Here is a 22,021-nt window from a genome sequence, read left to right as displayed (position 1 = left end):
GACGTGTTAGCGCCGTGGTGGATTGGCGTAAATATCCTGCCCCACTTCATTAATCTGGCGGCGCAGATCGCGGCGTTCATCCGGTGTCATGCGGCCATTGCGGCGCGATGCATCAACGCCTTCATTGGCACGGCGCTGCTCTTCATTACGGGTATCGAAACTGCGTGCGTCACGTTGATCGCGGATGCGCGTATCATTGACCTTGGGCGTCTGTTCGAAACGCTGGCTTTGCAACTGCGGCGGCTCTTCGCGGCGCGGCTGCGGCGCCTGGGCAGATGCCACGCCCGACGCCAAAACGGACGTCAACGCACAGCCAGCGACGAATGCAGACAGCACGGCACGTGCAGAAACAAGTGCGCTAGGAGCGGCGTGAATTTTTTTGCTAACGATATTCATTGAGTTCCTCTTCCGCAATGCCGTAAACATAAAGCTGTGAAGCATCAAGCTGTTAAAGCCATAAAGCTCAATTCCACTATGGCACCCAGTGTATGATGCTTTAGACGGTGCAGTAAGAGTAATTGGGTAAAGTTTGTAACAGTTTGTAATGGGTCAACATAGCCATTTCCCACTGCCGCGACAGGCGTTACTATATCAACTAAATCAAGATAACACGACACCTTAAATGACCACAACTTCCTCATCCGGCAGTAATACAACAACGCAATCGACGCATGGCCATCAGGCAAAAATCATGGTGGTCGACGACGATGTGCGACTGCGCGATCTGCTGCGCCGGTATCTGACCGAGCAGGGTTTCAATGTCTTCACGGCAGAGAGCGCCACAGCCATGAACAAGCTGTGGCTGCGTGAACGCTACGATCTGCTGGTGCTCGACCTGATGTTGCCCGGCGAAGATGGCCTGTCGATCTGCCGCCGCCTGCGCGGCGCCGGCGACCAGACGCCGATCATCATGCTGACGGCCAAGGGCGAAGACGTGGATCGCATCGTGGGCCTGGAAATGGGCGCCGACGATTACCTGCCAAAACCGTTCAATCCGCGTGAACTGGTGGCCCGCATTGGCGCCGTGCTGCGCCGCAAGGGTCCCGACGAAATTCCTGGCGCGCCATCGGAAACGCCGCAAACCTTCGAGTTCGGCGAGTTCGTGCTCGACCTGGGCACGCGCACCCTGAAAAAGAATGGCGACACAGTGCCTTTGACCACCGGCGAATTCTCCGTGCTGAAAGTGTTTGCCCGCCATGCGCGCCAGCCGCTGTCGCGTGAAAAACTGATGGAACTGGCGCGCGGCCGTGAATACGAAGTGTTCGACCGCAGCCTGGACGTGCAGATTTCGCGCCTGCGCAAACTGATCGAGCCAGATCCATCGAGCCCGCTGTTCATCCAGACCGTATGGGGCCTGGGCTACGTGTTCATCCCGGACGGACAGCCGCGCTGATCGCTGGCGAGGCAGAATGAAACTTGTTCCTGATATCAGCCTGGCACGGCTGAAAAGTGGCCTGTTCTGGCGCACTTTTCTGCTGCTGGGCACCCTGACGACTGTCAGCATGACGGCCTGGATCGGCATGATTTCGCTCATCCAGCGCGAGCCGCAGGCGCAGCAGATTTCCGCCCAGGTCATTTCCGTCGTCACCATCACGCATGCGGCGCTGACGCACTCGGCGCCCGAGCTGCGCCGCGAGCTGCTGTTCGACCTGGTCAGCAACGAGGGCATCCGCATCTTTCCGCTCGAGGATGATGACCGCATCGATCCGCCGCCCGACAATTTCCTGATGCCCGATATTGAAACGCTGGTGAAAGCCAAGCTGGGCAAGGACACGCGCTTTTCCGCGCGCGTCAATGGCGTGGCCGGTTTCTGGGTCAGTTTCAAGATCGACGACGATGAATACTGGCTGATGCTGGACCGCGAACGCCTGCGCGGCCTGACGGGCTTCCAGTGGCTGGGCTGGGCCAGCCTGGTGTCGCTGCTGTCGCTGCTGGGCGCGGCCATCATTTCCAGCCTGATCAACCTGCCCCTGTCGCGCTTGACGGCGGCCGCACGCGATATCGCCAAGGGCAAGCAGCCTGCGCTGCTGCCAGAGAAAGGCCCGATCGAAATCATCGAAGCGAACCGCAGCTTCAACCAGATGGTCGACGATTTAAAGCAGGTGGAATCGGACCGCGCCGTGATACTGGCCGGTATTTCGCACGATTTGCGCACGCCGCTGGCACGCATGCAGCTGGAAGTGGAAATGGCCAATCTGTCCGATGAAGCGCGTGAAGGCATACAGTCCGACATCGGCCAGATGGACGCCATCATCGGCCAGTTCCTCGACTATGCCAAGCCGACGGAAGCGTCGAGTTTTATCGAAGTGGACTTGAGCGGCTTGCTGTCGGACCTGACGCGTGAAGCGATGCGCCTGCCGGATGTGAAAGTCACGGCCGAGATAGCCGAAGGCGCGCATGCCATGGGCAACGCCACCGATCTGCGCCGCGTGCTCAACAATCTGGTGGAAAATGCCCGCCGCTATGGCAAGACGGAAGGTAGCGACATCACCGAAATCGATTTTGCCTGCCAGGTGAAAAGCATCCACGGCGCCAAACGCGTGGTGATTGAAGTGCAGGACCACGGCCCCGGCGTACCGGCCGACAAGATCGAGCAAATGCTGAAGCCCTTCACGCGCCTGGACACGGCGCGGGGCCAGGCCAATGGCGCCGGCCTGGGCCTGGCCATCGTCGACCGCGTCTTGCTGCGCCACGGCGCCGAACTGCAGGTGCGCAACCGCGAAGGCGGCGGGCTGGCGTTCCAGATCAGTTTGCCGGCGGTGTAATATGTCGGCGAGCTGCCGGGGAAAGCGCCCCGGCAGCTTCATGCTTTACTGCGTCAGCAGCTTAGTCATCAACAACTCCGTCGCCCCATAACCGTACAGGGAATCGCTTTCCAGTCCCGGCGTGTCGAAGGGCACGGATTCCTCGCGGTCCAGCTTGGCCGGATCAGCATCGGCATAGGTGGCGCGCCAGGCGCGCTGCAGGGATTCATTGCGGCGGATAAAGGCCGGCATGGGCCAGGCCTCGCGCTGCCATTCGCAACTGTCACCCAATAATGGCCAGCGCTCATTGAGCAAGGCCATGTCGCCCGTGCGCAAGCGCCGCACGGCTTGCGCTGGCTGCAGTGTTTCCAGCTCGGCCAGCGGCGGCAGCGCGTCGCGTTTCGGCCCGAACATATACGCCAGCATGATGCGGCCGGCCGGCGCCGTGCGCGCCACCACGCCGACGGCATGACCGCCGCCCGTCAAAGGCACGGCAAACCAGCTGCCTTCCCGGTATGGTAAAGACTTCATAAAACCCCTGAAAATGTTAAGTGGAACAGGGGCGTAGTTTACGCGAGCCGGCGCGCCAGTGGCGCATGGTACGTCGCGGCATCAAACCATCAGTTACTCGTATTACTTATATCTTCTCGTCGTAATGATAGTGGGCCACGATGGGGCCGGCCTTGAACAGCGCTTCCTTCATTTCCTTGTCCAGGCGCGCGTCGCGGCGGCGCATCCATTCGAGCAGCATCGACGCTTCCTTGCGGCTGGTATCGCCTGCATGCGCGAGCACGCGGCGCAATTCGGGGTCGGTGCAGGCCTCGAAGCGCTGGCTGTTCACATCGAGCGCCTGCAGGCTGGCGATCAGGGCGCCGATGGCGCGGTGCATGTCCAGCGCAGTGGCCGGCAAATCGGATTCTTCGAGCGGGAGGGTAGTCATGCGCTTTCCTTGGGTGGCAGAGTCAATCGGATATCATCTGCGCTGCATTCTCCACTGCGCGCCTGAAAATCTCAAGCGCTACGTCCTGCATGGCATGTGTTGTAAAACCATCAGCCATGGCGACAGCCTGCCCTGCTTCATGCTAAGCTGTCACTTCGCTAGGGGTCCTGGGAACAGCTTCAACGTTTTCCGGGTGAGAGATACCCTTCGTACCTGATCTGGATAATGCCAGCGAAGGAAAGCGCAAAGTACCTCCCTCCTTTGATAGCTCCTGCGTTGGCGCCAGCCGAACAAGCCGCACTGCCGTACCACGAGCCATCAATGCCTACACCGAACTCATCTTTAAACGTATCTGTTTCCGTCCTGACCCTGGCCATCCTGCACGCGTTTGCCGCGCCCGCATTTGCCGCCGATAACAACAGCGACACTGCCAGCGATCCGCAAAACATGGCCGAAGTGGTCGTCACGGCCAGCAAGGCGCCAGCCGCCAAGCGCGTGGCCGTCGGCGGTTTTTCCGACGCGCCGCTGCTGCAAACGCCGGCCGCCGTCACCGTCATCTCGCAACAAGACATGCAGGACCTGCAGATCCGCAATACCAGCGAGGCCGTCAAGCTCGACGCCAGCATCAACGATTCCTACAACGCCGTCGGTTATGCCGAGCAATTTTCTATCCGCGGCTTTACGCTCGATAACAATTCCAGCTACCGCAAGGATGGGATAGCCATTCCCGGCGACACGCAAATCCCGCTGGAAAACAAGGAACGCATCGAAGTGCTGAAAGGCTTGTCCGGCTTGCAGGCGGGCATGGCCGCGCCGGGCGGCGTGATCGACTACATCGTCAAGCGCCCGACCGCCACGCCGCTGCGCACGGTCACCCTGGAAGAGCGCGAGCGCGGCACCTTGTATGGCGCGCTGGACCTGGGCGGCCGCCTGGAAGACCCGCGTTTCGGCTACCGCATCAACGTGGCGGCCGAGCGCCTGCGCTCGTACATCAAGGGCGCCGATGGCAACCGCAAATTCATTTCCGGCGCCTTCGACTGGCAGATCTCGCCGCAAGCCCTGCTGCAGCTCGATGCCGACTACCAGGACAAGGCGCAGGTCACAGCCCCCGGCTTCCAGTTGCTCAGCAACGGCAGCCTGCCCTCCCACGTCAGCGCCGACACCATGCTCAACCAGCAGCCGTGGACGCATCCGGTGGAAACCGTCACCGCCAATCTCGGCCTGCGCTTCCAGTACGCCTTCAATGAAGACTGGCACGCCACCTTGTCGGCCAACCAGCATTTATTCAAGCGCGACGACTACACGGCTTACCCGTATGGCTGCAGCCCGGCAGGCGAGGCCCCGGTGTTTTGCAACAATGGCGACTTTTCGGTCTGGGACTACCGCAGCCTGGGCGAAACCAAGAAACCACTGAGCGCGCAAGCCATGATCCAGGGCAAATTTGCCACCGGCAGCCTGCGCCATGAATTCACGGCCGGTGTCTCTACCTTCCACCGCAAAGATAGCGCCGGCAACTATGTCTACGATGAAACGGGTATCAGCAATATCTACCATCCCGTGATCGTGCCCTCCTCGCCGGGCGTCACCGGCCCCGTGCGCCTGGTGCGCAAGGACCAGGAAAACTCCATCTTCGTGCAAGACATCCTGACCCTGGCACCCGACTGGAAACTGCATGCCGGCTTGCGCCATATCAGTGTCGATGGCTACCAGTACATCCTGGCCGCCGATCCTGCCGATGCAGAAGTGCGTTCCAAACATGGCTTCCTGCTGCCGAACGTGGCGCTGGTGTATAACCCGCTTGAAAATGTGGCCGTGTATGGCGCTTACTCGCAAGGCATGGAACATGGCGGTGTCTCCAGCATCTACACGGCATTGCCCAACGTGGAATTGTCACCGAGCCGCTCGACGCAGATCGAGTTTGGCGTGAAAGCCGATTTGACACCGGATTTCATGGTGGCCGCCAGCCTGTTCCAGATCCGCAAGGGCCTGGAGTTTGTCAACGCCGACAATTATTTCGTGCGCGCAGGACAGGCGCAACACCGTGGCCTGGAATTGTCGGCCCAGGGCAAAGTTTCAAACGAGCTGCGCCTGAGCGCATCGGCAACCTTGCTGAACAGCCAGCAATCAGGCACGGGCAGCACCGACCTGGACGGCAAGCGCGTTCCCAATGTGCCCGCCTTCAAGACGACAGTGCACGCCGACTATACGGTGCAGCAAGTGGCGGGCTTGTCCGTCAATGGCAGCTGGGAATATGCGGGCAAGAAGGCATTCGAGTTCAACAACACCACCTTCGTGCCATCGTATAACGTCTTCAATGCAGGCGCCACCTACGCTACCCGCATCGCGGGCACACCGGCCATCCTGCGCGCCACCGTGAACAATCTGTTCGACAAATTCTACTGGCGCGACGCCACGCCGTTGGCGGGCGGCTATCTGTTCCCGGGCGCCAGCCGCACCTTGCGCGTCTCGGCCCAGTTCGACTTTTAAGCCAGCGTTTTAGCGCCTGGCCAGCGCAGCATCGATCAGTGGCATGGCGATTGCCATGCGCTGGTCGAGCGAGCCTTGCAGCAACTGATACGGGATCTGGCGCACGGCCAGTTCATCAAGCAAACCCTGGTAAATCAATTGGCGTACGGCTTCCGACTCGCGCTGCAAGCCGTCCGCCACCCACGGCGTATCGGGCGCCGTCACCAGGGTCACGTCATAGCGGGCCGCTTGCGCCAAGACGGCCAGCGGCTCATTTTCACCGCCAAAATAATGGCGGCTGTAAATCACCGTGATCAGGGGCGTAGTGTCGCAAATCAACACATCGCGCGCTGAGACCATCGCCTCATCCTCACGCGCCAGCTGGGTGCTGGCGATCAGCAACTGATCGTCAGCAACCGGCACCCGGCCCTTTGTCTCGACAAATTCACGTAAATACTCGGGCACCCATACCGTGTGGAAATGCGCCGCCAGCGCGGCCGCCAGAGTCGACTTGCCCGACGATTCAGCGCCCAGTATGGCCACGCGCAGCAATGGCAGCTTCACTTCAGAACCATCGCATCGGGCGCGGCCGGCGCAGAATTTTTCCAGGCCCGCCAGCCAGCCGCCGCCATCAAGACGAAGATACCGTACAGCACGGCCGTCAGCGGCAAGCCCTTATGGATGTACAGGGCGACATACAGGATATCGACCACGATCCAGACGATCCAGTTTTCCAGCTTCTTGCGCGACAACAGGAATTGCCCCACCAGGCTGCCGGCCGTCAGGAAACCATCCGCATTGGGCACGTCCGTGTCGGTCGAGGTCAGCAGCCAGGCGATCAGGGCAAAGCCGATGGCCCAGGCAACAATACTGGCCAGCCAGCCGCGCCACGCCAGCACGGTGACGGGCAGGACGGGCGCGCCATTATCGGGATGCAGCCATTGGTACCAGCCCCAGAACGAGACGCTGATAAACACCAGTTGCAAGACCATGTCGCCATACAGACGCGATTCGAAAAAGACAAAACCGTAAGCGCCCGAGGAAATAATTCCCAGCAGCCAGGCCCAGTGATTCTGGCGGATATTGAGTGCTACGGTGGCCATCGCCAGCACAAAGGAAATCAGTTCTAGCGGCGTGGTAGTAAAACCCAGCAGGAGGAGCGAGTCGTTCATGAGATCGAGAATAGGCGCGGCAGGGCGCGCGGGATGAGGCTGGTGGCGCAGTATGCAATACCGGGCTTGAATAAGCAAGATTGCAAGCGCAGCGCCTTAGCCAAAGCCGCCCTTCACCGCGCGCGCCAGCGAACGCTGCACGATGAGCTTGTGAAACGGCTTGATCAAGGCGATGTAAGCGCGGCCCACGCCGTTATGGCAATGCACGACACTCGACAAGGTGATATTGCCATGCGGCCCAGCCTGCCGCTTGCGCAGCAGGGACAATCGAAAATCGAGGTGGCTGTCATCTTCGCCCAGAATAATTTCATCGTCGCTGACAGCATAAATACGGAAGATGCCGATGCGCCCATCCTGAACAGCTGCCAATTGCTTGGCCGTCTTGATGCCGAAAGGCTGGACGATGGCATCGCGCACCGTCATCAGGGATTGCGCCCATCCAGGCTGGCTGCCCAGCACATGGCGCGCCAGGCTGTCCATCGCCATCTGCCGCATTGCCTGATTCGGCAAGTCGACGGCATACGCGTCGGCCAGCTTGCTGCCCGGGTAAAGGTGCGCAATGCTGCTCTCTGGCGGCATGGCCACGGCGCGTACGGCTATCTTCATCGCTTGCATGGAATCCTCATGTTTTCAGTGATAACATGGTGATCATACACCAACATGTGAACACCGATAACATCTCATGACAGCAAACTATCACCATGGCAATCTGCGCGACACCCTGATCGTGGCGGCCATCACGCAACTGGCGCAGCAAAACGATGCCGCCCTCTCGCTGCGCGAACTGGCGCGCACGGTGGGCGTATCGATCGCCGCCGTGTATCGCCACTTCCCCAGCAAGGAAGCCTTGCTGGCCGACGTCGCCGCCGCCGGCTTTGCCGCCATGATGGCCAAATGGGATCAGCAATTGCCGCCAGCAGGCAGTTTGCCAGCCGAACAGCGCTTTCAATTGCTGGGCCAGCTATATATCGAATTCGCACTCAACGCGCCCGCCCATTACCGCTTGATGTTCGAACACCAGGACGTGCGCCAGTTCCCTGCCCTGCAACAGGCGGCGCAAGCGTGCTTCAACTACGTGCTGCAGACGGCAGGCGCGGCCGTGCGCGAAGCGGGCGTCGATCCACGCTGGGAACGGGCCGCCGCCAGCGCCGGCTGGTCGCTGGGCCACGGCTACGTGATGCTGCTGCTCAGTGGCCGCCTGGCCATGGCGGAGAGCGGCGACGATTTGTCGCCCGCGCTGGTGCCGCGTTTTTTTCAGTTGCCGGTGGAAGCCTTCCTGCAGCAGGAGCGCCAGCCATGATGGAAATACCCGATGGCATCCAATGGTTCAGCGCGGTAGGCAGGTATCAAGCGCAACCAGGACAGGCCGCCCTCCCGGACCTCAATGCCTGGGACAGCGCAGGCATGGACTGGCTGCCCACCTCTCGCGACCAACCCGATCCGGTGCATGGCGATGCCTTGATACAGCTGCTCAAGCAACGCGAAATTCCCTATCTTCCTGAGGTCATGAGCAACTACAAACTGGCGCTGCACGCCTTGCGTGCGGTGCCGGAGCAAGACATGTGCGTGGGAGCGCACGATTTCACCCCGGCCGCCATCGGCGCCGCGCTCTATTGCGTCCGCATGGCCAGCCTTGAAATCCTCGCTGAGCGCCGCGGTTTCTGGTGGGGCGCCCTGGCGCTCTACCGCGACGGCCACTGGCCCTGCGGGCGGCTAGCCGACGGCAACTTGGTAGTGTACTGATGGACATGAAAAAGCCGCATCGGCCATGGAGGCGAATGCGGCTTCCAGCAACTCTATCCCTAGCTCATCCGTCAACATAGTTATTGCTTATGTACCAGCTTCTTGACGGCGCTGAACTTGACGGTAGGCAGCTGAGGCTGGCCGAAGGCAGTGCTAACTACTCTGCTTTCATCCCGCCATTAACCATCATTATCGACCAAGTCCCAGATGTGGCCGGGAGATGTGGCATACGGTGGATTCATGTTCATTTCCCTGCACTCCGCTGACAGTTCCTGATCGATGTGAGCGACGAGTGCAGCGCAATCCAGGCTGGGCTTCACGGACCAGGCATAGCTCCAAGTGCTCATCGTCGCCGGCAGTGCCAATCGGCTTGGCATCGGCGCTGACCGTAAAGACTTCAATTCGGGCTGGTTCTCATTCACGATGCCAAAACAACTTGCCGCTCCCGATATCGGATTAGACAGAACACAAAAAGACCCGCCGCCAGCATCCAGTAAATCGAGGGCTCCGGTATCGCAGGTATGGTACTACCATATACAGCAGTGCCATCGACAATATTAAAGCCACTACCGATACCACTACATCCGTTTCCTCCTATACGTGCTCCGTCACCCGTAGAAACATATGACGATGCAGAGAAAACTCCACCGCACGAATCACCTATCCCTGTAACGTTTGCGTTCGCCCCTATGCTAACGTAGTCTTTCGCCAGTATGGTTCCAATAAATGTAGTACTGGCACCCAAGCTCGCATAACCACCACTGTTCCAGATAACACTATCACTGGCATTTGCATTTATCACGACGATTTTTGTTGAGGCTCCCGTGACAAAGTAGTCATCGATATTAAATACCCAAGACTGATTGCTCTTGTTCTGGCCGTCAAGCGTCAGCGTGATGCCTGCAGTGGTAGACAAATTGGCTGCGCTAAAGACGCCCGGATAAAGCGTAGTGTCAATGGTCATTGTGGTGGGTAAAGCGGTGCCTGGCACCATGGTATTCAATGCGGCCTGTGCGGTGCCTATTTGTTGTGACTCATGCAATACATTCGACGGCACCCCGGTCAAAACCGGCATTGAGGATAGCGTTCCGGTTCCGTTAGTCTTGCTGCTTGCGGACAAGGTAATAGCTCCCAAAGCCTCAATCTTGCCAGCAACACTGGCATTGGCACCTACCGTGGCAGCACCACCGGTCCAAAGATAGCCGCCTACGGAGGACGTGTCACCAAGGGTGCCTACGCCATCACTCACCATATTACCAATCACCTTTGAATTGGCTCCGATGGTTCCAGCTCCGAGGGACGTCAGATATCCCCCAACGACAGAAGCATTACCAATAGTGCTTACCCCCCCGGATATAACATTACCGCCGACAGACGAAGAGCCACCACCGATGGTTACAGCACCAACAGAAATAATATTGTTACTAACGGAGGAGTTCGCCCCTGTCGTTGCTACTCCACCTGACAAAATATTGCCAATTACGATTGAGTTTGCTCCGGTGGTCACATACGTATTTGCAAATACAGAAACATTACCAAGGGAGTTATCCAATATAGGAACCGTTTCGGCATGTACTACAGCACCATACAATGCAACGATTAATGAGAGCACTAATTGAGTCAGTTTCATAGCAGTCTTCTTGCGCATCTTGCGCTTTAGTAAATAGGCGTTCTTGGACCATAGTACTCTGGAGCAATGATGCGTCTAAGAGAGCGACGCAGAGCGTATACAAGCTATCCTGGCAGAAGTACATATGGTGTTTTCCGCGATACGCAGCAGGCAGCAGAGGTAAAACACCTGCAACGACATAAGCGAACAAAGCAAGCCAGTACGACTGCTGGTAGTGGCTGGTGGCGATAAGGAAGTACCGCAGGATATGGGCGGCAAGCAGCGGATTATGTACAAAGTACTCCGTGTGCTGGGGAGGGCTCCGAATTAACGAGCAACACTATGGGCGGCTTTGAGGGAACCATACAGTACTAATAGATTATTAGATACAAAAATCTAATTTTTAAATTATATTTTTTGGATTTTAATTTTTCCGAAAAATAGTTTGGTGATACTTATTTGAAAAATACGGTGAAATACAGAAAACCCATCCTGCAATATTGACTTTCAGGCCATAATTAATGTAATGGCGTAGTTTTAATTTCACAATCGTTGCGTCTCCCAGAAAGCAAAGTGCGTCAGTAAAGTATGGAAATAGGCCGATGAAACATCATTTTCGGGGGAGCCTGCTCATTCCTCGTGGTTGACGTCAACGTGACTCCACGGTTGATAGTTAGATCCGTCCAAGAATATGATCGTAACGACATTGGAAGGGGATGTGGCATAATAACAACCGTTATTTTCCCGGCTTGCCAGCGGCAGGTCGTAAAGGGGTTATTCCATAAACTTGATGCCAAAGACATTTTTTGGCTCAATCTGTCACTTCCGTGTTTGCAGACAACCGTCAAATGATGGCTTTAACAAGTCAAAGGGAAATGGTCTCAGCTTCCTGAGCAATATGATAGGAAGGCAGTTCAACCTCGAAAACACCTGGTATTCCTACACTGGCGGGCAAAGCAGTGTATGGTGTCGACATCTGTTGACATGACAGCTACTCCGCGTATTCCGATTGACTCACCGAGGATGCTCCATCCCTATCATGAACGATAACGCGGAAACCGGCGGGCAAGCCGGCTCGCCTGCCCCACCGGACCGTCACGACCAGCGCTGGCAAGCCTTGCACGACAAGGAGCTGGGGGACCTGCGGGACGTGATTGCGCAATTACTGATACAGCTCGACCATCTGCAGCGGCAACAAGACGTCGCGCAAGCAAGGGAGAGCAACGTCATTCAGTTGCGCGAGGCGAATGAACACCTGATGCTGGCGACCTTCAGCGCGCAAGACAAGCAAGCCGATGCGGAAGCATCGATGCAGCGCCAAACCAACTTTCTATCGATGCTGGCGCATGAACTACGCAATCCGCTGCAGCCCATCGCTTACGCCAACACCTTGCTGGGCAAACTTGCAGGCAACAATCCCGAGCTGCCCCGTCTTCAGGCCATCATTGAGCGCCAGATGAACCATATGACGCGATTGATCGATGATCTGCTCGACGCCTCGCGCATTAGCAGCGGCAAGATCAGACTGGATAAATCCATATTGTCGCTGTCCGATATCGTTGGACTGGCGGCGGAAGCTAGTCAGCCAGGGATAGACAAGCGCCAGCAACAATTGCAGATCGTATTGCCGCCATTGCCGGTGTACATCGATGGCGACCGCATAAGGCTGGTGCAGGCGCTTTCCAATCTTCTCAACAACGCCTCCAAATTTTCGCCTGAGAACGAAACCATCGTACTGAGCGCTGAACTTGTGGGCAAGTCGGTACAGATCAAGGTCTGCGACAACGGCATGGGTATTGCCAACGAACTGCAACCGTTTATCTTCGATCTCTTTACACAGGGTTTGCAATCGTTGGACCGGGCACAAGGAGGACTCGGCATCGGCCTGACACTGGTGCGCTCGCTGGTAGAAATGCATGGCGGTACGGTGCGGGTACTGAGTAGTGGCATCGGCCTTGGCAGTACCTTTACTGTACTGCTGCCATTGATCGCCCCGGATGAGCAGACTGAGCTGGCAACCTTGCCATTGCCGCCTTTGTCCACCCAGCGCCCGTTGAATATTCTTCTGGTGGAAGACAATCTGGACGCCGCTGAAACGCTGAGCATGCTACTGAAACTGGCTGGCCATGCGGTAAGGCAGTGTCACGACGGTGTAACGGCCGTCGAACTGGCGCTGAAACATCCCTACGACCTGATCATCTGCGACATCGGGCTCCCCGGGCTGGACGGCTTTACCGTCGTCGAGCGCATCCGCGCCACCTTGCCTGGCAAGCAGCCATTTTTTGTCGCGGCATCCGGCTACAACCAGGAACAAGACCGCGCCCGCGCGGTTCGCAGTGGCTTCGATCACTATCTGGTCAAGCCGGTGGCAATCGACGTGCTGCTGGCCTTGATAGAACTGCATGTACGCTGAGCACCCGCTTGCGCCCTCTGGCGGCAACCACTCCTACGCTTCACTGCACTGATACTCACATGGCGATTAAAGACGAACGGTACCAGATGATCGAGCGCAATGTGATGCGCCATCCAGAACAAATCACAGCCGACGCCATCGCGATGTGGAACCGGCTGGCTGTCGAGCTGGTCGCCATTATCGGGCGTAGCGGCTTCGACACGCTGTATGCGCGCAACATCCATCTGGTGCGGGCGCGGCATCCCTGGCTGTCCGATGGCAATGACCCTGGTTTCGAGCAGCTCAAGACTAGCCTCGAAGGCCAGGAAACGGCAGCAGCGGGTGCTGCTGCCGTTGATCTGCTCACCACTTTCATCGACACGCTGATCCAACTCATCGGCGAACCCTTGACCACCGCCCTACTGAAATCGGCCTGGAGCCAGGACATCGCGGACACTGCCGCTAAGGAAATTAACAATGAGCAATAAAGTCAGCATTCAGCGCCTGGCATCAGGCGTACCAGGCCTGGATGAATTGCTGGGGGGCGGCATTCCGGAATTTTCCTTCAACCTGCTCGCCGGTACGCCAGGCAGCGGCAAGACCACGATGGCGCACCAAATCATGTTTTCACTGGCCTCGCCAGAGCGGCGCGCGCTATTCTTTACCGTACTGGGCGAACCACCGCTGAAAATGCTGCGCTATCAGCAGCAGTTTCCTTTCTTCGACGTAAGCAAGATCAATCACTCGATCAAATTCGTCAATCTGGCAGCCGATCTGCTCGATGGCAATTTCGACCGGGTGCTGGCGCGTATCGCGGACGAAGTACGCGATTACCAGCCTAGCCTGGTATTTGTGGATTCCTTCCGTTCGGTGGCGCAGTCGGCACAGAGTATGGATGGCGGCGCCGCCAGCCTGCAGCATTTCGTCCAGCAACTGGGCATGCAGATGACCAGCTGGCTGGCCACCACCTTTCTGATCGGCGAATATCTGGCGCCGGAGGCAGAGTCCAGTCCGGTGTTTACTGTAGCTGACGGCATCATCTGGATGTCTCAGCAGGTACACCGCGACGCGCTGGTTCGCAAGATTCAGGTTGTCAAGATGCGCGGCCAGGCGCAGGGACTTGGCATACATACCTTCCGCATCAGTGACAGCGGCGTCGATATCTTCCCGCGCGCCATGCTGACAGCAACTGCCAGCAGGGTCAGTATCGACGGCGGACAGCGCCTGTCAACGGGTGTACTGGAACTGGACAAGATGATGGGCGGTGGCGTACCGGCAGGCTATTCAATGCTCGTGGTCGGGCCATCCGGCTCTGGCAAATCGGTGCTGGCGACGCAGTTCCTGGCCGAGGGCGTGCGCAATGGCGAGGTTGGCGTGATTGCGGCGTTCGAGAAGAGTCCGAACCAGCTACTCAGCCATCAACTCAATACCTTGATCGAATCCGGCAAGTTGGGTGTGATCAATACCCGCACACTGGACTTGTCGATCGACGAAATCCTGCACGACTTGATCGTCATGATCAGGCACATGGGGGCAAAGCGGGTAGTGATTGACTCTTTGTCCGGCTTCGAGCTGGCGCTGGCGCCATCGTTCCGCGACGATTTCCGCGAATCGCTGTATCGCATGATAGCTGTGCTGACGGCAATGGGCGTGACCGTACTGATGACCGCCGAGCTGGAGGACCGCTACGAGATGTTGCGCTTCAGTTCCTACGGCAACGCCTTCCTGGCCGACGCCATCGTCATGCAGCGCTACGTGGAGCTGGAAGGCCAGCTAAAACGCGTGATCTCGGTAGTCAAGGTACGTGCCAGCGACCATAGTAAAGACATTCGTTTCTTTGACATCACATCTGATGGCATATCCATCGGGCATCCTTCGACTCTATACGTGGGCATACTCACGGGCAGGCCTGTTTCCTCCCCGGCCGTATCAGGAATTTAGCCACGAATTTGGCCACGCTTCATCGTGGCGATAATCGTGCGCAGACAGCCAGCAGAAATTTGGCGTAAAAAAAGCCGCATCAGTCCGAATTCGGATGCGGCTTTCAGCCAGCTAAATAAAGCGATTACTTCTTCGCCGCAGTAACAGGCTTCGGATACTTGATCGTCATTTCCTGCAGCAAATTATCCGCATGGTCTACCTCCTTCATCACTCACGGCATGTAGTGGATATCGAGGTGGATCGCGCGCGTAATCGCCGTGTCGAAGTAACAGTCCTCGGCTTGCGCATCGATGGGTGGCACCTTGCTTGCCTCGGTTTCACAGATGAAATCCGCGACATGGGGGGGTTGAAAAGCGGCAGGATTTGCTTGCGTGGCAAGACTTTGTCGTCTGGTATTTTGCAGGCAAGCAAAGAAATGCAGCACAAGAAAATAAGCGACGCGAGACGCCGTCTGGTGGCAGCCATGCTGGATTGATTCCTGTCCATTACGTCCTCCATCGCTGCGGCATTGCGTTACCCAAGATCAGGAATGGAGGCATCCATCAAATGCCACGTCACCTCGCCGTCTGGCAAGTCCAGCAGCCAGTCGCGGCGCGGTCGTGGGAACGGCGCGCCCTGGGTCAGCCACGCCTGACGCCAGTATTGATTGACGATCGCCTGCAGCGGATGGTCGGCCGAGACCCAAGGTTGCCAGACGCCGCTGACCGGACAGGTCTCGCCGCAAGTGCAGCTCAACCATGGCTCGGGCCGCGCCACCTCGCGCAGCAAGCCGTGCACCGCGCGCGGCTGCACTGCCCCATGGTTGTGCCGTAGCGTCAGGCACTGCTCCCACGTCACGGGGCCGTAACGGCTGTTGCCAGCGGCATCGAGCACGCTGAAATGGCGGAACGCTTCGCCTTTGCGCAACAGCCGGGCCGGCTCCGTCAAACCCTGCCCAGCGGCGGGTTGCCAGTATGCCGAAAATGGCGCAGCCGGCCCATCGCTGTGCAAGCCGGCAGGGCGCAGCCCATAGTCGGCGGGCAGGAAATACGGTTCTTTTGAAAGCGAAGCGGCGCCTGGATTTGGGGCCGCTGGCGGCGGGCGCACGCCCATGGCTGCTTCAAGCAAGCTCTTTCGTTGGCCATCCCAGGGTGGCAGATCGGCCGGTGGCAATGGCAAGATTTTATCGAGGTTCGGGAAACGGCGATTGGGGTTGAAGCCGAGGGCGTCACCCAACATTCCATATCGTACGCCACGAGCCTTATCGATGTACGGAGTAAACATATTAGATAAATCAAAAGGGTGGTCAAATTCTATTTGCAATGCGTTAGCACAATCTTCACAACCAAATTTAACACCTTCATGCAATACCTCTAAAGCACGCGCTTTTGCTTCTGGAGTACTGTCTCCATTTGCGGTCCCATCTGATGATCTTAAAACCACATACAAATAATGCAAATCAAATGCAGCTTGGCCATACCCTTGTGCCAGCGCGCACTCGAGCATTTTGGTCGCCACAGGAATATTGCCCCACATTCCGATACTTGGATGATCCTCTCCAGCGGTCAATTTCTCGCCTAAAAATCCCAGCGCTTGCGGATTTCCCATTTGTGCCGCCTTTTGCCAGAAGGCATAAGCTCGGGTGGTATCGCCGTTGACGCCCGTGCCATTCGCGTAATACGTTCCCATCCGGTCATATGCCGCAGGTATGCCGAGCCGCAGCGCCTTTTCTACCAATTGAACCGCCTCTTCATTACCATATAAGGGATCGCGCCCTTCCACATACAGGCTGGCCAGATTGAGCATCGCCTTCCAGTGCAGTCGCTCCGCCGCTTGACGCGTCAGATCGACGATTTTCTTGTAGTCGCGGTCTTCCACGAAAATTTCAGGATCTTCCAGGGCGCGTGCTTCGAGAAACCAGTCCTCGGCTTGCGCATCGATGGGCGGCACCTTGCTTGCCTCGATTTCACAGATGAAATCCACGATATGGGGGTTGAAGAGTGGCAGGCTTTGGTTGCGTGGCAGGACTTTGTCGTTAGGCATTTTGCAAGCGATTAAAGAAATAATTAAGAGAACTGCCAAGCTGAAAAATGGCAGGTAAAAAAAGTATTTTTGATGACCTTTCATGCTTAGCCCAAACGTATTGTGGAACTGCGTTTGTCTTCGAGCGGTAGCACAAAGCCTCTCATTTTTTTGAAAATTGCATTTTCAGATTTATCAAATTTTTTCTTGCGATTATTTTTCATCAAGTTAGTCCAATCTTTGAATGCAGTGACAATCTCCGCCTTCGTCCCGCCCCCGCCATCGACCAGCCCGCCGCTATGCATGCGCCATACCCGCTTGCGCAAATCGCGGGCCACGCGGCAGTCGACGGTGGCGATATTGATTTCGCTGTCGACGGCCATGCTGCGCTGGTTCAGGTTGGCACTGCCCAAGGTCATGAACACGTCGTCGACCAGCATCAATTTGGAATGGATGTAGATTTCACGGTAGCGCCAGCGGTCGGTGTCGAACGCGCTGACATTGAGCATGGCTACCGAGACCTTCAACCCGAATTCGCTTTCGAGCGTCATCGCGCCGGGTTTGTTGATGCCGTTGGAGTGCCGCACCACGTCGGGCAACTTGACTTCAACCTCGGTGTGGATGCCGAATTCGTCCGTGATACGCCGGGTTTTCGGTCGCTTGTTATAGTCGTCGATCATCGTGTTTTGCCCCGTCATGCCATCGTGCTGCCCCAGTGCCGCCAGCGTGTCGTGGGTGCGCGGCACCATCTGCGCGCGTTCCGGCACCGGAATGACGATGAACACGTGCATGACCGGCATATCTTCAAGACTCTTGCCTGCCTTGACACTGCCGGCCTTCCAGGCGGTGACCACCTTCTTGCGCTCGGCAAGCAAATGCTGCGCCCAATCCTCATATTGGAAATACTGGTTTTCCACATACAGGTAGCCGGCCGCCAGGCTGGCCTGGGTCACCGCGCGAAAGTAGGTTTCCTTGATGGTCTTGTCCTGCTCCTCGGGCTGCGTCAGGACGATCTGCACGGTGGAGTCATCCGGCCCGGCCTCGCGCAACAGTTGGGCCGGCGGGTTTTTACATGACGAATACCAACTCACGCATTCCTCGGCGGCCTGATGCGTGCGGTCGTCGATCGCGCGATCCCATGCCTTTACGAAATTGTTATAGAGCGCGATGAGCGCCTTGCCGCCGTCGATGCGGCAGGCATAATCCTGATAGGGCTTGAGCGTGGCAAAGCCGCCGTCCGCCGCCATTCCTTGCAAGCACTCGCGCTCCTCATTGGCGCCGCCCTGTTCGCGCCGCGTATCGTCGAGCAGATGGGCGGTCGTGTCCCAATAATCGGTCACCGAGTTCAGGCCCATTACATAGCCGACGGCCTTGGATCCCTTTTCGTGGGAGAAATCGATCAGGATCGTCTTCTGGTGATGCGTGCCCAAGTAGCTCATGCCAGGCTTTTCAATTTCCCCCATCGTCAGGCCGTGCGGCTGGCTTGTTTCGGTCGCGATACTCTTGCCTATCGCATGGCTGTCGCCGTGCCGCAGGTGAATCGTCAGGCGCCCTAACAAGCCATGGAACGCGGCCGCATACCAGCTGTAGCAATATTCTTCACGCGCCAGCATCGGGACATCCTCAGGAGGGATCCTGTCGGCTCTGTAACCGCCGCTGACCCTCTCTCTTCTGGCGACCGCGTCCTGCAACATCGCCAGGCTGCCTTTTGCGCTGATATCGTCAGCGCGTTGGCCACTGTTTTTCCACGGCGAGGTACCGTGCGAATGGCCCGGCATATTGTGCACCATCGGCGAACCGATACGGTCATACCAGATCAACAGGCGCACCCTAAGGTGACGCCGCGTGGTGGCGGCGATCAGCAAGTCGCCAAACGTTACGCCGCGCGGCCAGGTGGCGCTCTTGCCGCGCACCAGTTCCATGCCCGGGTCGAAACCCCAGCAGCACAGGTCGATGGACTTTTTAGCCTTGGCGATCTCTCCGGCGATATCGGCGAACCCTTCCTGTCCGCAAATGAACAGCGTCAGCTTATTGTTGTGCGTAATCGGATGAGTGGCCTTGCCCTTCAGGTTGCGGTTTTCCAGCAGCCACTGGAGCGAACTGGTCGCGCTGCGGCTGACTTCGTCGATGTGGGTGGTTTCGATGCGCTTGGTCGATTCAGGCATGGGGTTCTCCAGTCAGGGGGATCACAGCCACCAGCGGCCGTCAGTGGTGTCGTCGAGCGCGCGCAAACCGCGGTTCGACAGCGTCTGTTCGCCGTCCGGCGCCGCGTTCGGCTTGAAGCACGCGCTCGCCTGCAATGAAAACTCCTCGCCATTGCCCAGGACGACACGGTAGCGCGGCGTGCCGTCCTGATGCGCGATCAGGATGCGGCCGAATTCGTCGGTCAGGCCCTGCTCGACTTCGGCATCGCCCTTGTACAGCGTGTACGGCACGTTGGCATACTGACCGCCGTCCGCGTGGGCCTAGATGGTATGCTGCAATTGCCCCGCTACCGGTGCGATAGGCGGTTCCATCTCCGGTTGCGGCCGGTTTTTCGGCGCCAGTGTTTCGAGGTTTCCATGAAACAGCGTTGGCGAGGCGGTAAAAAACTGCACCTTGTCGCCAATTTCAAGCATGCAATTAGCGCCATGCAGGCGCACGCCTTTGCGGCCACGAATATTCACCCAGTCGGCCTGGCTGATCAGCTCCAGCACTTTATTGGCGACGATCTCGACCGCATCGGTTTGCGCCGCGATCTGCACCGGGCCAGCTGCGGCGATCAGCTTCATGCCGGCCTTGTGGACGAACAGGCGCAGCGCTGCGCCTATGCTGGCGAACAGTCCGCCGCTGGCCGCCAGCGAGAGGTTGCGCCCGGCGGTCAAGGCGGTATCCTCGGCGCTGGCGATATGCGTCGATTGCGCGGTCGTCGTTTCAATGCCGGCCGGGCTGGCCAGCACCAGATGCGGCTTTGACAGTTCCGGAAATACGTTTTCGCCACCACCAGCGGCGCCCTTGATCGCCGCATGCTGGGCTTGCAATACATCGGCGGCGGCGCCCTGCTGGGCCGCGCTTTCTTGCGCGCCATGATGCTGCGCCAGGGCGGCAAGCGCCTTGTGCCGTTCAGCAGCCTCGGCCAACCGGCGCAAGGTTTCATCCATGCTCTTGATATGCGAGGCGGCGCCAGTGCGCGCTTCGGTGGTCAGCAACATGCCGCGCCCGGCGCGCGCCACGCCCCAGGCATCCGACGCCAGTTCCCAGCCCTCGCCTCGCGCATCCTTGCGCCCGCTGGCGTCTTCGATGCGGCTGATGCAGCCAAGCGACAATTGGCTATGCTGATGATCGCTGTTCAGCTGCGCCTGGATGCGCTGGTGCGTATCGTCTAGCACCAGCTGGTTGCCGCGCACGCCGTAGCCGCCACCAGGCATCAGCTCGGCGCTGCGCCAGCCGCCCAGCATGTGTTGCGCCGGCAAATTCCACGGCGGCGCATGGTTGCCGTTGTACACCGCGCCGACAATGACGGGACGGTCGATATTGCCGTCGAGAAACTGGATCAGCACTTCCTGGCCGATGCGCGGCAACGCGATCTGGCCGAACGCCTGGCCCGCCCATGGCGTCATGACACTGATCCATGGCGAACTGCCCTCGTCGAACTTGCCCAGCCGGTCCCAGTGGAATTGCACCTTCACCCGGCCCAGCGCGTCGGTATGGATGGTTTCGCCTGCCGGTCCGGTGACAATCGCGGTCTGCACGCCGGGCAACGCACAAGGCGTGCTGTTGAACTGCCGCCCCGGATACCAGCGGATGCTCTTGCGGATGCAGCTAAAACGGTTTTCATAATGCGACTTCGCGCCCGTGCCTGCCTGGTAATTGTTGCTGGCGATATGATCGACCGACAGGATCAGGTATTCGCGCGAGCGGATGTCCGGGCGCGCCGCTTCACCTTTGGCCGGCATGGGCTGCGTGCCGCTGAAGTGGCCGCCCAGCGTAAAACTGCGCCCGGCCTGGGCGCAGCGGTGATTACCGCCAGCGTCGAAGTATTGCGCCTGGCCGTTATGCTCTTCCAGGCGGCGTTGCGCCAGCGCTTCGCCATCGTCCATGCCGGCGTAGCCATAGCCGGTATTTTGATACAGTTCATGGGCAAACACATCGCCCTGCTGGTGCAGTGCATGGCCGCTGGCGCGGCTGGCGTAAGGATGCTTGTAGTTGAAGCTGGCCAGCGTGAGCGAGCCTGAGGCGATCTTCCGTATTGCCTGCCAATCGCGTATGCCGTCGTCCTCCTGCGAGCCCGCACCGCTGCGAAACACCATCTCGTCGCCTGCGCCGGCATGGGGGTCGCCTGGGTCGATGCTGTCGCTCAGCCAGGTATTGTCGCCCAGACAGAGCGTATGACCGTCGGCGCGATGTTCATACCAGTAGTGGATGCCCTGGACTTCCCAGCGCCGGTGCAGATGGTTGTAATCGGTTTCATTATGCTGGTTGGCGCAGCTTAATATCGCGACTTCCTCATGCAGCCGGTTTTGCCAGTCGCGTTGCACATAATGCGCGAAGGTCGTTTCGCTGATATCGATGACGGTGCGTTCGTGAAACGAGACGTTGTCCATGCGCAGCCTGGACAACGCCAGCCAGGGTTGCAGCACCATCTGGTAGACCGCGAAACCGCCATCGCTGCGCAACAAGCGAAATTCGCCGACATAACCATTAAAATAGCGCAAGCTGGCGTCATCGCGGACCATCGAAATCGTGACCATGCGTCCCATCATTGCGGTCAGGGGAAGGTGGAGATTGTCGGATAGCAGTTCGACGTCGAAACGGAAGTCGCGTGACATTTCTTCGTGTGCCCGCAAGCTGCTGACCAGCAGCGCGGTATCGGGCGGACCATCGTCGCGCGGAAAATCCATGCGCAGCAAGCGGCTTTCCTGGACTCGCTGGCCGCTTGCGAAAAGCCGTGCAAGATCGGCTGCCGGCTCGCCATCGTCCATATTGCCTCCTTCGGATTTGTTTCGCTAGACCATGCTAACCATGGTGGAGGCT

19 protein-coding genes, 1 pseudogene and 1 riboswitch are annotated in these 22,021 nt (G+C 58.3%); of the genes and pseudogenes, 8 read left to right on the top strand and 12 right to left on the bottom strand.

From position 1 onward, the window contains the following. Nucleotides 1-6: 6 nt before the first annotated feature. A complete protein-coding gene (locus tag HDE72_RS07250; RefSeq protein ID WP_260176560.1) occupies nt 7-396 on the bottom strand; it encodes a hypothetical protein in 390 nt (129 codons plus the stop codon). A 226-nt stretch (nt 397-622) separates the two neighbouring features. On the opposite strand from HDE72_RS07250, the gene ompR reads away from it, so the two are divergent. Both ompR and HDE72_RS07240 read left to right on the top strand, forming a co-directional pair. Beyond that, on the top strand, nt 623-1,393 hold the full coding sequence (ompR, locus tag HDE72_RS07245; RefSeq protein WP_183738423.1) for an osmolarity response regulator transcription factor OmpR: 771 nt from the start codon (nt 623-625) through the stop codon (nt 1,391-1,393). Nucleotides 1,394-1,409: 16 nt separating this feature from the next. Continuing rightward, complete coding sequence (locus tag HDE72_RS07240; RefSeq protein WP_183738421.1) at nt 1,410-2,765, top strand: sensor histidine kinase; 1,356 nt, start codon at nt 1,410-1,412, stop codon at nt 2,763-2,765. 45 nt (nt 2,766-2,810) lie between these two features. Here HDE72_RS07240 and HDE72_RS07235 read toward each other — a convergent pair whose 3' ends face one another. Then, nucleotides 2,811-3,275 carry an Imm26 family immunity protein gene (locus tag HDE72_RS07235; protein ID WP_183738419.1) on the bottom strand — a complete coding sequence of 155 codons (465 nt, stop codon included), beginning with the start codon at nt 3,273-3,275 and terminating at the stop codon, nt 2,811-2,813. Nucleotides 3,276-3,381: 106 nt separating this feature from the next. Next, complete coding sequence (locus HDE72_RS07230) at nt 3,382-3,684, bottom strand: ferritin family protein (RefSeq protein WP_183738417.1); 303 nt, start codon at nt 3,682-3,684, stop codon at nt 3,382-3,384. A gap of 150 nt (nt 3,685-3,834) precedes the next feature. After that, nucleotides 3,835-3,941: riboswitch (TPP riboswitch) on the top strand. 64 nt (nt 3,942-4,005) lie between these two features. Here HDE72_RS07230 and HDE72_RS07225 point away from each other — a divergent pair. Further along, complete coding sequence (locus HDE72_RS07225; protein WP_183738415.1) at nt 4,006-6,171, top strand: TonB-dependent siderophore receptor; 2,166 nt, start codon at nt 4,006-4,008, stop codon at nt 6,169-6,171. A 9-nt stretch (nt 6,172-6,180) separates the two neighbouring features. On the opposite strand, the gene HDE72_RS07220 is transcribed toward HDE72_RS07225, so the two are convergent. The 3 genes from HDE72_RS07220 to HDE72_RS07210 all read right to left on the bottom strand — a co-directional run bounded on the left by HDE72_RS07220 (nt 6,181) and on the right by HDE72_RS07210 (nt 7,937). After that, complete coding sequence (locus HDE72_RS07220; RefSeq protein ID WP_311735218.1) at nt 6,181-6,714, bottom strand: ATP-binding protein; 534 nt, start codon at nt 6,712-6,714, stop codon at nt 6,181-6,183. Continuing rightward, nucleotides 6,711-7,322: a nicotinamide riboside transporter PnuC gene (pnuC, locus tag HDE72_RS07215; RefSeq protein ID WP_183738413.1), complete on the bottom strand. Its 612-nt coding sequence runs from the start codon at nt 7,320-7,322 to the stop codon at nt 6,711-6,713. Before pnuC ends, HDE72_RS07220 begins: the two co-directional genes overlap by 4 nt. 96 nt (nt 7,323-7,418) lie before the next feature. Continuing rightward, complete coding sequence (locus HDE72_RS07210; RefSeq protein ID WP_183738411.1) at nt 7,419-7,937, bottom strand: DUF2867 domain-containing protein; 519 nt, start codon at nt 7,935-7,937, stop codon at nt 7,419-7,421. Nucleotides 7,938-8,004: 67 nt separating this feature from the next. Here HDE72_RS07210 and HDE72_RS07205 point away from each other — a divergent pair, with 67 nt between their 5' ends. Both HDE72_RS07205 and HDE72_RS07200 read left to right on the top strand, forming a co-directional pair. Beyond that, the gene (locus HDE72_RS07205; protein ID WP_183738410.1) at nt 8,005-8,622 is read left to right on the top strand and encodes a TetR/AcrR family transcriptional regulator; all 618 of its coding nucleotides are present in this window, start codon (nt 8,005-8,007) and stop codon (nt 8,620-8,622) included. Then, a complete protein-coding gene (locus tag HDE72_RS07200) occupies nt 8,619-9,065 on the top strand; it encodes a hypothetical protein (RefSeq protein WP_183738408.1) in 447 nt (148 codons plus the stop codon). Before HDE72_RS07205 ends, HDE72_RS07200 begins: the two co-directional genes overlap by 4 nt. A gap of 418 nt (nt 9,066-9,483) precedes the next feature. Here the strand turns inward: HDE72_RS07200 and HDE72_RS07195 are convergent, their stop codons facing one another. Next, on the bottom strand, nt 9,484-10,695 hold the full coding sequence (locus HDE72_RS07195; RefSeq protein WP_183738406.1) for an ice-binding family protein: 1,212 nt from the start codon (nt 10,693-10,695) through the stop codon (nt 9,484-9,486). Nucleotides 10,696-11,713: 1,018 nt separating this feature from the next. On the opposite strand from HDE72_RS07195, the gene HDE72_RS07190 reads away from it, so the two are divergent. The 3 genes from HDE72_RS07190 to HDE72_RS07180 are packed head-to-tail and all read left to right on the top strand — an operon-like array spanning nt 11,714 to nt 15,007. Then, entirely contained in the window at nt 11,714-13,087 is a 1,374-nt protein-coding gene (locus HDE72_RS07190; protein WP_183738404.1) for a hybrid sensor histidine kinase/response regulator, read from the top strand. 59 nt (nt 13,088-13,146) lie between these two features. Then, on the top strand, nt 13,147-13,554 hold the full coding sequence (locus HDE72_RS07185; protein ID WP_183738402.1) for a hypothetical protein: 408 nt from the start codon (nt 13,147-13,149) through the stop codon (nt 13,552-13,554). Beyond that, a complete protein-coding gene (locus HDE72_RS07180) occupies nt 13,544-15,007 on the top strand; it encodes an ATPase domain-containing protein (RefSeq protein WP_183738400.1) in 1,464 nt (487 codons plus the stop codon). Before HDE72_RS07185 ends, HDE72_RS07180 begins: the two co-directional genes overlap by 11 nt. A gap of 124 nt (nt 15,008-15,131) precedes the next feature. Here the strand turns inward: HDE72_RS07180 and HDE72_RS28065 are convergent. The 5 genes and pseudogenes from HDE72_RS28065 to HDE72_RS07155 form a co-directional block, all read right to left on the bottom strand. After that, nucleotides 15,132-15,284 (bottom strand): annotated as a pseudogene (locus tag HDE72_RS28065) (S46 family peptidase); the annotation flags it as partial. A 236-nt stretch (nt 15,285-15,520) separates the two neighbouring features. Next, nucleotides 15,521-17,113, bottom strand: a complete 1,593-nt coding sequence (locus HDE72_RS07170; protein WP_183738395.1) for a tetratricopeptide repeat protein — start codon at nt 17,111-17,113, stop codon at nt 15,521-15,523. 2 nt (nt 17,114-17,115) lie between these two features. Next, the gene (locus HDE72_RS07165) at nt 17,116-19,173 is read right to left on the bottom strand and encodes a phospholipase D-like domain-containing protein (protein WP_183738393.1); all 2,058 of its coding nucleotides are present in this window, start codon (nt 19,171-19,173) and stop codon (nt 17,116-17,118) included. Nucleotides 19,174-19,194: 21 nt separating this feature from the next. Next, complete coding sequence (locus HDE72_RS07160; RefSeq protein ID WP_183738391.1) at nt 19,195-19,443, bottom strand: hypothetical protein; 249 nt, start codon at nt 19,441-19,443, stop codon at nt 19,195-19,197. Nucleotides 19,444-19,473: 30 nt separating this feature from the next. Beyond that, the gene (locus tag HDE72_RS07155; RefSeq protein ID WP_183738389.1) at nt 19,474-21,969 is read right to left on the bottom strand and encodes a type VI secretion system Vgr family protein; all 2,496 of its coding nucleotides are present in this window, start codon (nt 21,967-21,969) and stop codon (nt 19,474-19,476) included. Between the last annotated feature and the right edge of the window lie 52 nt (nt 21,970-22,021).

Origin of the sequence: Janthinobacterium saanense (assembly GCF_014200675.1) — a bacterium.
Taxonomy (GTDB): domain Bacteria; phylum Pseudomonadota; class Gammaproteobacteria; order Burkholderiales; family Burkholderiaceae_D; genus Janthinobacterium.
This window is presented reverse-complemented; position numbering and strand designations above follow the sequence as displayed.

What these genes read in the sequence shown, in the direction of transcription:
- HDE72_RS07190 (WP_183738404.1), top strand. Translation starts at nt 11,714, where the DNA reads ATGAACGATAACGCGGAAACCGGCGGGCAAGCCGGCTCGCCTGCCCCA.
- HDE72_RS07230 (WP_183738417.1), bottom strand. Translation starts at nt 3,684, where the DNA reads ATGACTACCCTCCCGCTCGAAGAATCCGATTTGCCGGCCACTGCGCTG.
- HDE72_RS07225 (WP_183738415.1), top strand. Translation starts at nt 4,006, where the DNA reads ATGCCTACACCGAACTCATCTTTAAACGTATCTGTTTCCGTCCTGACC.
- HDE72_RS07180 (WP_183738400.1), top strand. Translation starts at nt 13,544, where the DNA reads ATGAGCAATAAAGTCAGCATTCAGCGCCTGGCATCAGGCGTACCAGGC.
- HDE72_RS07195 (WP_183738406.1), bottom strand. Translation starts at nt 10,695, where the DNA reads ATGAAACTGACTCAATTAGTGCTCTCATTAATCGTTGCATTGTATGGT.
- HDE72_RS07235 (WP_183738419.1), bottom strand. Translation starts at nt 3,275, where the DNA reads ATGAAGTCTTTACCATACCGGGAAGGCAGCTGGTTTGCCGTGCCTTTG.
- HDE72_RS07205 (WP_183738410.1), top strand. Translation starts at nt 8,005, where the DNA reads ATGACAGCAAACTATCACCATGGCAATCTGCGCGACACCCTGATCGTG.
- HDE72_RS07250 (WP_260176560.1), bottom strand. Translation starts at nt 396, where the DNA reads ATGAATATCGTTAGCAAAAAAATTCACGCCGCTCCTAGCGCACTTGTT.
- HDE72_RS07165 (WP_183738393.1), bottom strand. Translation starts at nt 19,173, where the DNA reads ATGCCTGAATCGACCAAGCGCATCGAAACCACCCACATCGACGAAGTC.
- HDE72_RS07155 (WP_183738389.1), bottom strand. Translation starts at nt 21,969, where the DNA reads ATGGACGATGGCGAGCCGGCAGCCGATCTTGCACGGCTTTTCGCAAGC.
- pnuC (WP_183738413.1), bottom strand. Translation starts at nt 7,322, where the DNA reads ATGAACGACTCGCTCCTCCTGCTGGGTTTTACTACCACGCCGCTAGAA.
- HDE72_RS07210 (WP_183738411.1), bottom strand. Translation starts at nt 7,937, where the DNA reads ATGCAAGCGATGAAGATAGCCGTACGCGCCGTGGCCATGCCGCCAGAG.
- HDE72_RS07185 (WP_183738402.1), top strand. Translation starts at nt 13,147, where the DNA reads ATGGCGATTAAAGACGAACGGTACCAGATGATCGAGCGCAATGTGATG.
- HDE72_RS07240 (WP_183738421.1), top strand. Translation starts at nt 1,410, where the DNA reads ATGAAACTTGTTCCTGATATCAGCCTGGCACGGCTGAAAAGTGGCCTG.
- ompR (WP_183738423.1), top strand. Translation starts at nt 623, where the DNA reads ATGACCACAACTTCCTCATCCGGCAGTAATACAACAACGCAATCGACG.
- HDE72_RS07200 (WP_183738408.1), top strand. Translation starts at nt 8,619, where the DNA reads ATGATGGAAATACCCGATGGCATCCAATGGTTCAGCGCGGTAGGCAGG.
- HDE72_RS07170 (WP_183738395.1), bottom strand. Translation starts at nt 17,113, where the DNA reads ATGAAAGGTCATCAAAAATACTTTTTTTACCTGCCATTTTTCAGCTTG.